The organism is Cupriavidus pauculus (genome assembly GCF_002858765.1).
GTDB lineage: Bacteria > Pseudomonadota > Gammaproteobacteria > Burkholderiales > Burkholderiaceae > Cupriavidus > Cupriavidus pauculus_B.
Genome location: NZ_PJRP01000013.1, coordinates 119,457 through 132,881 on the forward strand (window position 1 = coordinate 119,457; position 13,425 = coordinate 132,881).

12 protein-coding genes and 1 pseudogene are annotated in these 13,425 nt (G+C 66.5%); 8 read left to right on the forward strand and 5 right to left on the reverse strand.

Translation table 11 applies throughout. The features are described from left to right. Positions 1-29 precede the first annotated feature (29 nt). From CYJ10_RS23615 to CYJ10_RS23625, 3 genes are all read left to right on the forward strand, one after another. The gene (locus tag CYJ10_RS23615; RefSeq protein ID WP_101683876.1) at positions 30-425 is read left to right on the forward strand and encodes a DUF485 domain-containing protein; all 396 of its coding nucleotides are present in this window, start codon (positions 30-32) and stop codon (positions 423-425) included. Then, a complete protein-coding gene (gene actP, locus CYJ10_RS23620; protein WP_101683877.1) occupies positions 422-2,059 on the forward strand; it encodes a cation/acetate symporter ActP in 1,638 nt (545 codons plus the stop codon). Before CYJ10_RS23615 ends, actP begins: the two co-directional genes overlap by 4 nt. Positions 2,060-2,183: 124 nt before the next feature. Next, positions 2,184-2,837 (forward strand): TetR/AcrR family transcriptional regulator, encoded by a 654-nt coding sequence (locus CYJ10_RS23625; RefSeq protein WP_180863038.1) that lies wholly within the window; start codon positions 2,184-2,186, stop codon positions 2,835-2,837. Between the two features lie 142 nt (positions 2,838-2,979). Here CYJ10_RS23625 and CYJ10_RS23630 read toward each other — a convergent pair whose 3' ends face one another. The 3 genes from CYJ10_RS23630 to CYJ10_RS23640 form a co-directional block, all read right to left on the reverse strand. Beyond that, positions 2,980-4,107, reverse strand: a complete 1,128-nt coding sequence (locus CYJ10_RS23630; RefSeq protein ID WP_101683878.1) for an extracellular catalytic domain type 1 short-chain-length polyhydroxyalkanoate depolymerase — start codon at positions 4,105-4,107, stop codon at positions 2,980-2,982. Between the two features lie 142 nt (positions 4,108-4,249). Continuing rightward, positions 4,250-4,606 carry an antibiotic biosynthesis monooxygenase family protein gene (locus tag CYJ10_RS23635; protein ID WP_101683879.1) on the reverse strand — a complete coding sequence of 119 codons (357 nt, stop codon included), beginning with the start codon at positions 4,604-4,606 and terminating at the stop codon, positions 4,250-4,252. 20 nt (positions 4,607-4,626) lie between these two features. Next, on the reverse strand, positions 4,627-5,850 hold the full coding sequence (locus CYJ10_RS23640) for a cytochrome P450 (RefSeq protein ID WP_257993489.1): 1,224 nt from the start codon (positions 5,848-5,850) through the stop codon (positions 4,627-4,629). A gap of 294 nt (positions 5,851-6,144) precedes the next feature. Here CYJ10_RS23640 and CYJ10_RS34250 point away from each other — a divergent pair, with 294 nt between their 5' ends. The 4 genes and pseudogenes from CYJ10_RS34250 to CYJ10_RS23650 all read left to right on the forward strand — a co-directional run bounded on the left by CYJ10_RS34250 (position 6,145) and on the right by CYJ10_RS23650 (position 9,440). Continuing rightward, positions 6,145-6,312, forward strand: coding sequence for a hypothetical protein (locus tag CYJ10_RS34250; protein WP_180863039.1), 168 nt, complete (start codon positions 6,145-6,147; stop codon positions 6,310-6,312). Positions 6,313-6,324: 12 nt separating this feature from the next. Beyond that, a pseudogene (locus CYJ10_RS34915) lies at positions 6,325-6,441 on the forward strand (CSS-motif domain-containing protein); the annotation flags it as partial. Further along, on the forward strand, positions 6,439-6,957 hold the full coding sequence (locus CYJ10_RS23645) for an EAL domain-containing protein (RefSeq protein ID WP_374703299.1): 519 nt from the start codon (positions 6,439-6,441) through the stop codon (positions 6,955-6,957). The pseudogene CYJ10_RS34915 and the gene CYJ10_RS23645, both read left to right, overlap by 3 nt. Positions 6,958-7,292: 335 nt before the next feature. Beyond that, on the forward strand, positions 7,293-9,440 hold the full coding sequence (locus tag CYJ10_RS23650; RefSeq protein ID WP_101683881.1) for a putative bifunctional diguanylate cyclase/phosphodiesterase: 2,148 nt from the start codon (positions 7,293-7,295) through the stop codon (positions 9,438-9,440). Between the two features lie 2 nt (positions 9,441-9,442). On the opposite strand, the gene panE is transcribed toward CYJ10_RS23650, so the two are convergent. Continuing rightward, a complete protein-coding gene (panE, locus tag CYJ10_RS23655; protein ID WP_101683882.1) occupies positions 9,443-10,366 on the reverse strand; it encodes a 2-dehydropantoate 2-reductase in 924 nt (307 codons plus the stop codon). Positions 10,367-10,934: 568 nt separating this feature from the next. Here panE and CYJ10_RS23660 point away from each other — a divergent pair. Continuing rightward, positions 10,935-12,188 (forward strand): Hsp70 family protein, encoded by a 1,254-nt coding sequence (locus CYJ10_RS23660; RefSeq protein ID WP_101683883.1) that lies wholly within the window; start codon positions 10,935-10,937, stop codon positions 12,186-12,188. A gap of 41 nt (positions 12,189-12,229) precedes the next feature. Here the strand turns inward: CYJ10_RS23660 and CYJ10_RS23665 are convergent, their stop codons facing one another. Then, a complete protein-coding gene (locus tag CYJ10_RS23665) occupies positions 12,230-12,838 on the reverse strand; it encodes a response regulator transcription factor (protein WP_374703300.1) in 609 nt (202 codons plus the stop codon). Between the last annotated feature and the right edge of the window lie 587 nt (positions 12,839-13,425).

Sequence of the window (13,425 nt, forward strand, 5' to 3'; positions counted from 1 at the left end):
GTCAAGGACAACAACACAAGGAGACAACCATGCCTCAAGCCGCCCCCCAAGTCGCGCCGCCCCTCTCGCCCCAACCCGCGTCTTACGACGCACACGAAGATCCGTATGCCTTCGATGCCCCGCTGGCACCGCATCCCATGCTGGGGCGCCAGGACTTCGAGCGCCTGCACAGCGCACGCCGGCGCTTCTCGTGGTCTCTGACCGCCGCCATGCTGCTGGTGTACTTCGGCTTCATCCTGACGCTGGCCTTCCGTCCCGACCTGCTCGCCATGCGGCTTGTACCGGACAAGCCGATGAGCGTCGGCATCCCCATCGGCTTCGGCATGTTCGCGTTCACCTTCGCGCTTGTCGCCATCTACGTGTATCGCACCAACACGGTCTACGACCGGATGATCGCGGACATCCGCGACGGAGAAACGTCATGAATCGCACGCTGACCTTCGTTGCCGCGCTTGCGGCGGCGACGCCCGCCTTCGCCGCAACCCCGCCCGTGGGCCAGGGCCTGAACGGCATCGCCATCGGCATGTTCGTCGTCTTCGTGGTGGCCACGCTGGCCATCACCCGCTGGGCGGCCCGCCGCAACAACAGCGTGGCCGACCACTACGCTGCCGGCGGCAAGATCACGGCCATGCAGAACGGCTGGGCCATCGCGGGCGACTATATGTCCGCCGCATCGCTGCTCGGCATCTCGGCACTGGTGTTTACCAGCGGCTACGACGGCCTGATCTACTCGATCGGCTTCCTGGCAAGCTGGCCCATCATCCTGTTCCTGATCGCCGAGCCCTTGCGCAATCTGGGGCGCTACACACTGGCCGATGTGCTGTCGTACCGCTTGCGCCAACGCCCGATCCGCGCGTTCTCGGCGTCCAGTTCCATCGTGATCGTACTGCTGTACCTGGTGTCGCAGATGGTTGGCGCCGGCAAGCTGGTGGAACTGCTGTTCGGCTTCAACTACACCTCGGCCGTGGTGCTGGTTGGCGTGCTGATGGTGGTCTACGTGTTTTTCGGCGGCATGCTGGCCACCACGTGGATCCAGATCATCAAGGCCGTCATGCTGCTGGCAGGCTGCGCCTTCATGGCGCTCATGGTGATGAGCCGCTTCGGCTTCAACCTGAACAGCCTGTTCGACCACGCCATTGCCGCCCACGGCAAGCAGGACGCCATCATGCGCCCGGGCGGCCTGGTCTCCGATCCGGTCTCGGCAGTGTCGCTCGGCCTGGCGCTGATCTTCGGCACGGCCGGCCTGCCGCACATCCTGATGCGCTTCTTCACGGTCAGCAACGTCAAGGCCGCGCGCAAGAGCGTACTGTATGCCACCGGCATCGTCGGCATGGGCTACGCCATGATCATCATCATTGGCTTCGGTACGATTGCGCTGGTCGCCAAAGACCCGCTGTACCACACCACCTCCGGCGCAGTGATTGGCGGCATCAACATGGTGGCCGTACACCTGGCCCATGCGGTCGGCGGCAGCGTGTTCCTGGGATTCATCTGCGCGGTGGCGTTCTCGACGATCCTGGCCGTGGTGGCGGGATTGACGCTGGCCGGCTCGTCGGCTATCTCGCATGACCTGTACGCCACGGTGATCTGCAAGGGCCATGCATCGGACAAGGACGAGATGCGCGTGTCGCGCATCACCACGCTGGTGCTGGGCGTGCTGTCGATCCTGCTGGGCATCCTGTTCGAGAAGCAGACCATTGCGTTCATCGTCAGCCTGACGTTCTCGATTGCTGCCAGTTCCAACTTCCCGGTGTTGCTGCTGTCGATCTATTGGCGCGGACTGACCACGCGTGGGGCGGTCATGGGCGGCATGATGGGGCTGATTACCGCCGTGCTGCTGACGATCCTGAGCCCCACCGTATGGGTGCAGGTGCTGGGCCACGCGTCGGCCATCTACCCGTACGAATATCCGGCGCTGTTCTCGATGCTGGTGGCGTTTGCAGGCATCTACGTGTTCTCGGTGACCGACCGCTCGGCACGCGGCGCCTGGGAACGCAATGCCTACCAGAACCAGCGGGTGGACTGCGAGCTGGGCATTACAGCCAAACCCGGCCATTGAATGGAACGGCTGGTGACGTGGCTTCAGGGCGGCCGCCGGCGACCGGTATGCCGCCTTTTCCTATTGATCGGACGATTGGTAGAATCGGACCATTATCCGAACAGTACGACCGAGAGAGACAGCCATGGAGTCACGCGCCACCGCAGACACCGCCAAATCCACGCGGCGCCTGCTGCCCGAGGAGCGGGAGCAGCAGATCGTCGAAAAGGCCATCGAGCACTTCACCCGCAATGGCTTCGGCGGCAGTACGCGCGAACTGGCCAAGCAGATCGGCGTCACGCAGCCCTTGCTCTATCGGTATTTCGCCAGCAAGGACGCGCTGATCGAGCGTGTCTACAACGAGGTCTTCCAGTGGCGGCCTGACTGGGACCGCCAGATCACGGACCGGTCCCTGCCGCTGACCGAGCGGCTGTACGCCTTCTATCTCGACTATTCTTCGGTGATCCTGCGCGAAGAATGGATCCGGCTCTTTATCTTCGCCGGCCTGACCCACGAAGGCATCAACAACAAGTACCTCAGCAAGCTCCGCACCAAGGTCTTCCTGCCGGTGCTGGCCGAAGTCCGGGAGGCCTTCGACATTGCCGCGCCGCGCACGGCTGCCGAAACCGACGCGGAAATCGAGATGATCTGGAGCCTGCACGCCGCCATCTTCTATATCGGCGTACGCAAATGGGTCTATGGGCTGAAGGTGCCGGCGGACATGGATGCCCTCATCACGCAAAAGGTGGACATGTTCCTGCTCGGTGCGCCCGCCGCGATGGCCAGGCTGCGCGTTTAAAAAGACCAGCACCCGCGAGGCTTGCCGAGGCCAGCAGGCCGCCCGGTCTGCCAATCTGGCGGGCGACACTGTGGAACGAAGGATCGTGAACGTGTCGCTCACCAACCTTGTAGCGCTTCTTGTTTCCCGACAACAGCACGCATCAATCCCGCTGTCGTCCGTTCACCGAAAAGAAGCGTAGCGCGATCTTGAGTGCGTCAGGCCCGCTGGGGTCGGAGAACGCCTGCCCCGGCGCGCCGCCGCTCCACGCGTGGCGCAGCCCTTCCACCTTGACCACGCGCAGATAGGGCTGCTGCCCGGCCTGCCAGTCGAACACGTCCACCGCGCGCCGCGTGCCACGCCTTACGCGCTTCGCGGGCAGTGCCGTGGGGCCGGGGCTGCCGGGCGGCAACAATTCCAGCCACATCGCGGCCGTGGACGTGGCGTTGTCATAGGACACCACGCTGTCGTCGTCGCCGTGCAGCAACAGCAGCGGGGGCGGACGACGCCCGGCTAGCGCCAGACGGGCCGCCACGGCGTCGGGCGCCCGATCGCCACGCATGGCCTTGGGCGCCTGCGTGGCGTTGATGGCGCTATAGGGCGCGGCACCCGAATGGGAACCGATGGCGGCGAAGCGATCCGGATAGCGCAGGCCCAGCATCATCGCCATGGCGCCGCCGGCGGACAGGCCGAACGCACAGACGCGATGGGCCAGGATGGCATACCGCTGGCTGACATGGTCGATCATGGACATCAGCAGCGCGGTTTCCGATGCGCCGCGCGACGCGGGATGGAACCAGTTCCAGCAACGCTGGGGGTTGGCCTGCACCGACTGCTCGGGCATCAGCACGACCCAGCGCGCATCGTGCGCCACCGTGGTCACCCGGGCGCACGCGGCAAAACTTGCGGCGTCCTGCCCGCAGCCGTGCAGCAGCACCAGCAATGGCGCCGGCCGGGCCGCGCTGACGCCGGGCGGGACGAACACCCGGTAGCGGCGCTGCCCCATGCGGCCGATCCCCAGGCTGAAGCCCCACAGGCCTTCCTCCCAGGACCCGCCTCCCTTGCTGACCGGCGCGCGCGCCGGCGTGACCACACCGGTCAACGCCTGACGCGCCACCTTGCCCACGGCACGTCCCATCGCCTTGCTGACGGCCTGGCTCTGCTGTTTGGCCGCCCGCAGCATCGGGTCGGTCACGGTTTTCGTGACCGTGCGGCTGAACTGGCGTGCGCTGCGCGTCGCCTGCTTGCTCAGCGTTGCCCACAATTTGGTGCCGCCTGTGCGCCGTTTCATGCCGCATCGCCCTTTCGCTTCCGCTGCTGCGTGGTCAGACCTCCACTGCGATGATGCACGAGTCTACGGGGCGAATATGTCAGATTGTCATGAATCCACGCGTCGGAAACCGCCAGACCGCACCCGGCCCCTCCATGGCCGGTCAGTGCCCCGCCACATCGTGCACGGCGCGGCTGTCAGCCGGTGCTTCGTCGCGCTCGTGCAGGCCGTAGTCACGGAGCACCTGCGCCACGCGCAGCCGGTAGTTGGCAAACACGCCGCCGCGCCCGGCCGCCTGGGCCTGGCGATGATCGAGCGTATTGCGCCAGGCCAGCACGGCGGCTTCATCGCGAAAGAAAGACAGCGACAGCAGCTTGCCAGGGTTCGTCAGGCTCTGAAAGCGCTCCACCGAGATAAAGCCGTCGATGGCTTCCAGCGTCGGTTTCAGGTGAGCGGCAATGTCCAGGTAGGTATCCTGGCGCCCGGGTGTGGGCTCGACTTCAAAAATGACAGCGATCATGGGGGCTACCTCTCAGGGTTTCAGGTCTCTAAGGGTTGTACGTCAAACTGCGGAATGCGCGCGTTGACCGATGGTCGATAGCGTACGCGATCCAGCAGGTGCGCTGGTTGTATCCCGCGCGACAGCAGCGCCTGAACGGTACAGGCGGCCAGTACCTGCGCCAGTGCATCGCCGGGGCAGCCATGACGCCCGGCACCGAATGTCCAGGCGCGGGCGGCCGCTGCGGGGTCTTCTTCTCTGGCATCGTCATGCGCGGCAGCGGCCAGCAGCACCAGCACCGCATCGTTGGCGCGGACGGGCTGGCCGCACACCGTGGCGTCGGTGGCCATGAATCGCCGCGTGTTCTGCACCGGCGGTTCCATCCGGGCCACGTGCGCCACCAGCCTGTCGACAGGATTGTCCGGGCCGACGTGCTGGCCGGTACGCCCCAGATGGATCAGCGTATTGCCGATCAGGCCCGCAGTGGCCTCGCACGCCTGGATCATCAAGCCGACGGCGTTGGCCACCATCGTGGGCGTGTCGATATCCGCCAGCGCGGCGTCCTCCGACAGGCCGTGCAGCAGACTGCCGGCCGGCGCGGACGGCGCGCAGTCGTGCGTCCATTGCGTGAGCCAGCGCGCAGCGGCGGCACCCGCTTCCACATCGGCCGGCGAGGCCAGCGGCGACATCGCCATGGCGAAGGTCGAAACAAAGCCAGCCACCCGCGTGGAAACATGGCCGTCGACGTCGCGTTCCAGCGGTAGGCCCAGCAGGTCTGCCACGGTCAGCACAGGCAAGGTGAACATCCAGCGCGTGGCCTCGTGCGCATCGTCGTCGGTCATACGCGGCAGCGCCGCTGCCAGTGCGTGGGCGCGTACACGCACCAGGCCCAGGTCAAGCCCTGCCAGCCGGCGCAGCACGATGGCTTTCAGGGCAGCGTGCGCCGGTCCATCGTTCATGCGAGCCAGACGGCCGAACAGGTGGCCCGCCGGGCTGCCTGCCAGTGCAGGCGGCACGGGCTGCCCCGGCGGGCGCACGCGGGCATCGGGGTGATCCAGCACTTCGGCCACGGCAGACGCGCTGGCGGCCACCCATAGCTTCAGCGCCGGGTCGTAGTAGAACGGACGCGTGCGCGCGAGTTGGCGATACCAGGGATAGGGATCGGGGTGCGTGACCGCGGCAATGGGGTCGGCGGGGCCGGCGTGGGTGGCCGGCGTCACGTCCGACGGGGACAACGCCTGCAGGACATCAAGGGACGAATGCATCACGGTCTTCCGGCTGAATGGACGATGTGGCCATCTTCGCAGTGCGCGGGCCGGGAAAGGTTCGTCCTGTCGTGAAATGTCGAATGTCGGGCAATGGATCGGCGGCCGGGCGCGTCGGCAATGAAACTCCGGGGCATGCGCCTCGGTCCTGTCCTCAACCGCCAGCTGCCATCACGGCGTATCGACGAACGTCTGCGCGACGCAGCCGGACAGCCAATCGCTGCATTCGCAATATCAGATATGTCATGAAGATCGTTCTGCTATGCTGCCTCGCACTCCATCCATCCTCACCCAATGACCCGGCGCCTCTGGCTCTTCAATCTCTGTGTGATCGCGCTGGGCGTCTGTGGCCCGGGGGCGCTCACCACATGGGTGTCGCGCGAGTTGGCCGAGCGGTTGTTCCACCAGCGCGTGGAAGTGGTGGCACGCGATGCCGTCGAAGCCGCCCGCCAGGCGGAGTAGTTCGCCGGGACACCTTGCAGCCAGGCCCACCTGGATGCCATGCGCGAGGCCGACCTCCAGCACCGCTACGCGCGCCAGATCACGTACCTCGATGGCAAGCAGTTGCTGTGCGCCCCGTCGTCGTTTTTGGGTGCCCTGCGCAGTATCGAAGGCCAGAACCCGCACTGGAACGCACTGTCGCAGCTGCGGGCCGCGTATCGCATCGACGCCGCCGGGGAACCGCCGCCCGCCGTCCAGTTCCGCGTGGGCGAACGCGGCTTTGCCAACGACACCGCCTGCCGCGAGATGATCGCGGCCTTCCGCAAGGCCGGCCATCCGATCCTGATCGATGACTTCGGCACCGGCTATTCGAGCCTGGCCTACCTGCATGACCTGGACGTGGACGGTATCAAGATCGACAAGGCCTTTGTCAGCTCGATGACGACCGACGCGCCGTCGAAATCGGTCGGGCCCCATATCATCGAGATGGCCCGCGCGCTGGACATCCACATGGTGGCCGAGGGCATCGAGACCGAAGCGCAGCGCGTGGCGCTGCGACAACGCGGCGTGCAGTTCGGCCAGGGCTGGCTGTTCGGCAAAGCCATGCCGCTGGCCGATTTCCTGGCGTTCTGGCGGCAGCATGCCGGCGCCGCCGTCGAAGCCTGAGCCGCCGATACGCGTCGGCCTGCCGGTTTGCACCTATACTCGCCGCTTCCCGCCACGCAATCGCGTGCGACCCATCATGGAAAGCGAACGACCATGCCTTGAACCATCAACCACCTGACGGAACGAAGGTTCCGCATTGCCGGTATCGGGGACACGGCCGGCATGGCGGAGTTTGACGGGGCACCACGGTTCACGCACCTGTCGTCGAAGATGGCGAACATCGCGGCGCGGGGCAGATAAAAAACAGGAACCGGGTAGTCAGGACGCGGAAGACCGCCAGCCGGCCTTGCGGCGCGTAGCGCCAGGGGCATGCGACAGGCGGCAGGCATGGACCGATGAAACAAACAGATCGTGCGCAGGGCGCGGCGCTGACCGGCTTGCGCGCCGCTGACGGGGCAAGCGGCGGAAGCACCAGCGAAAGTCGCAGCAGAAATCCCGGCGGCACCAGCGGCATTGCGGGTAGCGGGCCCATCAAGCCCGTTGACACCGCCCAGCTCTGGCAAGTCCGTCACGACCAGTTGCTGGCCGTGCGCCGCACCGTCCGGCTGTCGATCCCGATCAATATCATCCTTGGCGTGAGCGTGCTGGCCGTGGCCTGGCACGCCGGTCGCGGCACCACGGCGGCCGTATGGTTCGTGATTTCCCTGCTCTGGAACGTGCTGCGGATCTGGATGTGCCAGGTGCCGGTGGGCCCAACACCCGGGGCGACGCGGCCGGACAATGGCCGGCTGGCACGTACGGTGGCGCGCCACCTGCGCATTCACTGCGCGCTGGCGCTGCTGTCCGGCCTGACGTGGGCCGCCATTCCGGTGCTGTGCGACGGCTACACGTCGCCGCAGACGCTGTTCTACCTGACCGTGGTCTGCGGCATCACGGCAGGCGCGGTGACCCACGGCTTTGCGTACGCGCGCATTCCGCTTTGTTTCATCACGCCGCCGCTGCTGTCGGCCGCCGCATGCCTGTTCTGGTTCGGCGATTTCGACAAGTACTGGCTGGCCGGCACCACCCTGCTCTACCTGGCCGCACTCATCCGGTGCACGCTGGAAAGTGAACGGCAGATCCGACATTCGATCCGGCTCAAGAACGAGGCCACCGCGATCCAGGATTCGCTGCGGATCGCGCGTGACCACGCGGTGAATCGTGCCGACGAAATGTGGACGCTGGCCAGTCTCGACCCGCTGACCGGCCTGCTGAGCCGCAGCGGCTTCTTCGACCGGGCCAACAAGCGCTTTGCCAACGGCCTGAGCGGCCGGCACTGCCTGTTGCTGCTGGATCTGGACGGCTTCAAGCTCATCAACGACGCGTTCGGCCACAAGGCCGGCGACGGCGTACTGCGCGAGGTGGCGCGGCGGCTCGAGGCCGTGGCGGGGCACGACATGCTGGTGGGCCGCATGGGCGGCGACGAGTTCATGCTGCTCTACGACCCGTTCGACAACGACGATTGCCCGTCGTCGCTGGCCGCGCGCCTGATCGAAGCCGTGCGCCAGCCACTGGATGGCTACGAGTACTGTGCGATCGGCATCAGCATCGGCATCTGCCGCGGCCCGGACATCTGCCTAGACGACATGCTGCTGTTTGCCGACGCCGCGTTGTACGCGGCCAAGCGAACCGGCCGCAACAGCGTGTACGTGTTCGATGACGACCTGCACCGGCACCTGCAGATGCAGCGCGACATCGAGCGCGACCTGCCGCGCGCGCTGGCCGACGATACGCTGGAGGTCTGGTTCCAGCCGATTTTTGCCGAAGGCGGCACGCGCGTGCGCAGCCTGGAGGCGCTGATCCGCTGGAAGCATGCACGCCATGGCTGGGTGCCGCCGCCGGAGCTGGTGTCCGTGGCGGCGGCGTCTGGCCTGTCCGAGACGCTGCTGCGCGCCACGCTGGCGAAGGTATGCCGCTTGTCGAAGGCCATCGAAGCGCAGGGCGGGCAGCGGATTCCCATCGCCATCAACCTGTCACCGCGCGAAATGGCGCAGGTGGAGATCGACCAGCTGCTGCTGTCGACCCTGGAGGCCTGCAGGATGGCACCGGGCCTGCTGACCGTGGAAATCACCGAGGAAGTGGCGCTCGACGTGATGGCCGTGCAGGGCAAGCTGGCCAACATGGCAAAGGCCGGCGTGGCGATTGCGCTCGACGACTTCGGCGTGGGCTATTCCGGCCTGGGCGCACTGCGCCAACTGGGCGCGGCATGCGTGAAGGTGGATCGCAGCTTTATCACCGATATCGCGCGTTCGCCACGCAACCAGGATTTGATGCGTGCAGTGCTGAACCTGGGGCGCTCGTTCGGCTTTGAAGTGGTGGCCGAGGGCGTCGAACACGAAGCCGACCGGCAGACGCTGATCGGCATCGGCTGCTATGCCATGCAGGGCTACCTGCTGGCCCGCCCGATGCCCGAAGCGGAACTGCTGGCCTGGCTGCGCACGCGGGCGGCCACAGTCACCGCCACCGCCAGCAGCGAGGCCAGCATCGACGTCGGCGGCGCCTGACGTCAGCCGCCGCGGGCGCGGCGGGCCTCGTAGGCCTTCAGGTGCGTCAGCGCCATGCCGAGCGTGGGCGCTTCGGTGCTGCCCCGGCGCGCAAGCAGGTCGCCGACGATCTGGTCCGATTCGATGGCGGCGCCGCGTTCCACGTCGCGCAGCATCGACGCCGTGATCGGCGAGCCCTCGGTGAAAAGCGTGGTTTTGGCTTGCTGCATCGCCGGTTCGCGCACCGGGTAGCCGTTGGCCGCCGCGATGGCGGCGCATTCGTCCAGCAAGGCCGCGATGGTCTCGCGGCCACGTGGCGCGATCAGGATATCGCCGACGGTGGCCCGCATCAGGCAGGTGGAAGCCGCCAGCGTGGCCAGGAAGAACCATTTTTCCCACATGTCCTGCAGCATCGCGTCGCTGCGCTGCACGTCGAAGCCCGCGTTGCCGAACACTTCGGCCAGCGCTTGCGCGCGGGGGCTGTTGCCCGACGGGCGCTCGCCAAACGACAGGATGTGGAATGCCGACAGATGAAGGATGGTGCCCTGGTCGTCGAGCGTGCTCGAAATCATGCAGCGGCCACCCATCACGCGGGCCGCGCCAAAGCGGGCGTCGAGCTGGTCCAGGTGCTGCATGCCATTGAGCAGGGGCACGATCACGGTGTCCGGGCCCACGGCCGGGGCGATCGAATCCATGGCGCTGGCAAGGTCATACGCCTTGCAGCTCAGCAGCACCACGTCGTAGGGCGCCGTAATCTGCGCCGACATGACGACCGGGGGCGTGGCGATATGCAGATCGCCGTGCGGGCTCTTCACGCGAAGCCCGTGCTCCGCCAGTTGCCCAGCCCGCCGCGCGCGCACCAGAAAGGTCACGTCACGCCCGGCCTGCAGCAGCCGCGCTCCGAAATAGCCACCCGTCGCACCGGCACCGACCACCAGAATACGCATCCTCGACTCCCAGGTCTGGCCCGGCACCTTGCCGGGCGATGCGCCATTCTAGTGGGGTTCCGGCATGGCTGCCGGCGACGTGCCGATCCGGGCGGATCGGGCCGCGCACGGGCAGGAAGCTGCCAGAAAAAAGAAAGGGGCCGTCAGTGGCGGCCCCCGTCCTCGCGTCGCGTCATGTGAGCAGATTGAACACGAAGCCCAGTGCTATCGCGCCGCCCAGTGCCTCCAGCGTGGCCAGCGCTACCAGTTCGCGGAAAATGCGTGATTCGTCCTGCTTGGTCACCATGGTATTGTCTCCAGTCGGTTTTCCAAACGGCCGGCCGGTACGGTCGTACCAGTCGGTCACACTGCAACCTGCGACTTCAGTAGACTGCAACCGCGGTGTGCAGAACAGTTGGCACAAACCCGCATGGGGTGATCCCCGATGGCATGCCGCGCTGCGGGTTTCCACCCCATGCAAGGAAAACCCCTACAATAGCGCCCCACGCAATGGCACCCTATCCGCCCCGAAACGGCAGCGGACCAGCGCGCCGCCTGCTTCCTGCTGCACCTGAACCCCTGCATCCCCATGATCTCAAACGCTTGCGGCGTCGACTTCGGCACGTCCAATTCCACCGTCGGCTGGCTGCGTCCCGGCGCACCCACGCTGCTGCCGCTGGAAGATGACAAGGCCACGCTGCCATCGGTGATCTTTTTCCACGCCGAGGATCCGCTCGTCAGCTATGGCCGTGCCGCGCTGGCCGACTACCTGGCCGGCTACGAGGGCCGCATGATGCGGTCGCTCAAGAGCCTGCTGGGCACGTCGATGATGGACGACAGCACCGAGGTCATGGGCCAGGCCATGCCGTTCCGCAAGCTGCTGGCACATTTCATCGGCGAGCTGAAGGGCCGCGCCGAGCGCGCCGCCGGCCGCCAGTTCAGCGCGGCGGTGCTGGGGCGTCCCGTTCACTTCATCGACGAGGACGCCGCCGCCGACCAGCTTGCCGAAGACACGCTGGCCGAGATTGCCCGCGACGCGGGCTTCAAGGACATCGCCTTCCAGTACGAGCCGATTGCCGCCGCCTTCGACTACGAGGCCGGCATCGGCAGCGAGGAACTGGTTCTGGTGGCCGATATCGGCGGTGGTACGTCGGACTTTTCGCTGGTGCGCCTGTCGCCCGAGCGCGCGAAGAAGATCGACCGCCGCGCAGACATCCTGGCCAATGGCGGCGTGCACATCGGCGGCACCGATTTCGACCGCGCGCTGAGCCTGGCCAGCGTCATGCCGATGCTGGGCCTGAACAGCCAGCTGCGCAACGGCAAGGCGATGCCGTCGGGCCAGTATTTCGACCTGGCCAGCTGGCATACGATCAACCTGATCTACACACGCCGCGCGTGGGCGATCGTGATGGACAACTATCGCGATGCCGCGGAAACCGAGAAGCTCGACCGCCTGATCCGGCTGATCAAGGAGCGCGCGGGACACTGGCTGGCGATCCAGGTGGAAGCTGCCAAGATTGCGCTGTCCGATACCCCGCTCACCACGATGGACCTGGCGCGCATCGCGCCCGATACCACGCTGGATGTCACGCGCGACGACTTCGACCAATCGATCGCGAAACTGGTCGACAAGACGGCCAGCACGGTGAAGGGCATGTTGAAGACGGCCGGGGTGCCGGCCGATGCGGTGGATACCATCCTGTTCACCGGCGGCTCCAGCAGCGTGCCGATGCTGCGCGAGCAACTGGCGCGGCTGCTGCCCGGCGCGCGTCGCGTGGAAGGCGACCTGTTCGGCGGCATCGGTTCGGGCCTGGCCCTGGACGCAGCGCGCAAGTTCGGCTGATCCACACCCCGGACGCGTGCCGGGGGCGCTGGAAGCCTGACTTACTGCTCGGCCTTGCAGAGGCCGATCTGCTGGGCCATCAGCACCAGGTCGGCAAAGGTGCGCGCCTTCATCTTGCGCATGGCCTGACCGCGGTGAATCTTCACCGTCACCTCGCTGATGCCGATTTCCCCTGCGATCTGCTTGTTCAGCAGGCCCGAGACGGCCATGCCCATGACTTCCGCCTCGCGCGGCGTCAGCGTGGCGTAGTTGCCGCGAATCTCCTCCACCTTGCGCAGGCCCCGGCGTCGCAGCCGGTCCTTCTCGATGGCCGTCGACACCGCGTCAAGCAGGTCCTGGTCACGAAACGGCTTGGCCATGAAATCCTCGGCGCCCGCCTTCATGGCGGCCACCGTCATGGCGATGTCGCCATAGCCGGTCATGAAGATGATCGGGATATGCACGCCCATCTGCGCCAGGCGGGTCTGCAGGTCCAGGCCGCTCGGGCCGCGCAGGCGCACATCGAGCACCAGGCAGCACGGCACATCGGGCACGCGGTATTCCAGCAACTCGGCCGCTGAGCCGAACAGCATCGCCTGCATCCCCACGGATCGGAACAGGTTGCCCAGGCCGGCGCGCAGCATGGCATCGTCGTCGACGATCAGCACCATCGCGTCGTCGGCGGTGGCCGTACCGGCAGGGTCCCCGTTCTGGGATGTCACGGCTCTGTTCTCCAAGGTGCCCGGGGGCAAGTTGCGGATGCCGCCCATTTTGCCGGCGCACCGTGGCGCTGGGGACCGACAGGCGGCCAAGCGGGCGAAATTCGCGCACGGGGGCGACATGGCCCCCGACGCGCCCAGCATTTCAGCACAGCACGCGCCGCTTCGCCACCCATACCATTGGTTGAGTGGACAGCGCGGCCGAAGCGGCGCGCAAAACCTTGCTTGTCGTCGGGCTCGCCAATACCTATACCAAGTGTGTATGGCAAACCCGCATGTGCCCGCCTACCCTGCGCGTGCATTGTCATGCCCCCATCGCCCCTGCCGCTCATGCCCAGTCCTGCCCACTGGCGTGATTCCACGCCTGCTGGCCGCCGCTTGCCTGGCGCCCGCAAGCGCTCTCGCCACTGCCGCCGCGGACAGCTAATCCGTAGACACCCTCGGCTAATACGATGGGCCAATGGCTGCATACGCACGCGACGTCTAGTCTTGCGTCGGGTCGCATCGTGCCTATCCCCAGGCATGACGGCTTCGATGCA

Excerpts from the sequence above, each read along its gene's own strand:
- CYJ10_RS34250 (WP_180863039.1), top strand. The coding sequence starts at position 6,145 with ATGACCCGGCGCCTCTGGCTCTTCAATCTCTGTGTGATCGCGCTGGGC.
- CYJ10_RS23640 (WP_257993489.1), bottom strand. The coding sequence starts at position 5,850 with ATGCATTCGTCCCTTGATGTCCTGCAGGCGTTGTCCCCGTCGGACGTG.
- panE (WP_101683882.1), bottom strand. The coding sequence starts at position 10,366 with ATGCGTATTCTGGTGGTCGGTGCCGGTGCGACGGGTGGCTATTTCGGA.
- actP (WP_101683877.1), top strand. The coding sequence starts at position 422 with ATGAATCGCACGCTGACCTTCGTTGCCGCGCTTGCGGCGGCGACGCCC.
- CYJ10_RS23630 (WP_101683878.1), bottom strand. The coding sequence starts at position 4,107 with ATGAAACGGCGCACAGGCGGCACCAAATTGTGGGCAACGCTGAGCAAG.
- CYJ10_RS23660 (WP_101683883.1), top strand. The coding sequence starts at position 10,935 with ATGATCTCAAACGCTTGCGGCGTCGACTTCGGCACGTCCAATTCCACC.
- CYJ10_RS23615 (WP_101683876.1), top strand. The coding sequence starts at position 30 with ATGCCTCAAGCCGCCCCCCAAGTCGCGCCGCCCCTCTCGCCCCAACCC.
- CYJ10_RS23625 (WP_180863038.1), top strand. The coding sequence starts at position 2,184 with ATGGAGTCACGCGCCACCGCAGACACCGCCAAATCCACGCGGCGCCTG.
- CYJ10_RS23650 (WP_101683881.1), top strand. The coding sequence starts at position 7,293 with ATGAAACAAACAGATCGTGCGCAGGGCGCGGCGCTGACCGGCTTGCGC.
- CYJ10_RS23665 (WP_374703300.1), bottom strand. The coding sequence starts at position 12,838 with ATGGTGCTGATCGTCGACGACGATGCCATGCTGCGCGCCGGCCTGGGC.
- CYJ10_RS23635 (WP_101683879.1), bottom strand. The coding sequence starts at position 4,606 with ATGATCGCTGTCATTTTTGAAGTCGAGCCCACACCCGGGCGCCAGGAT.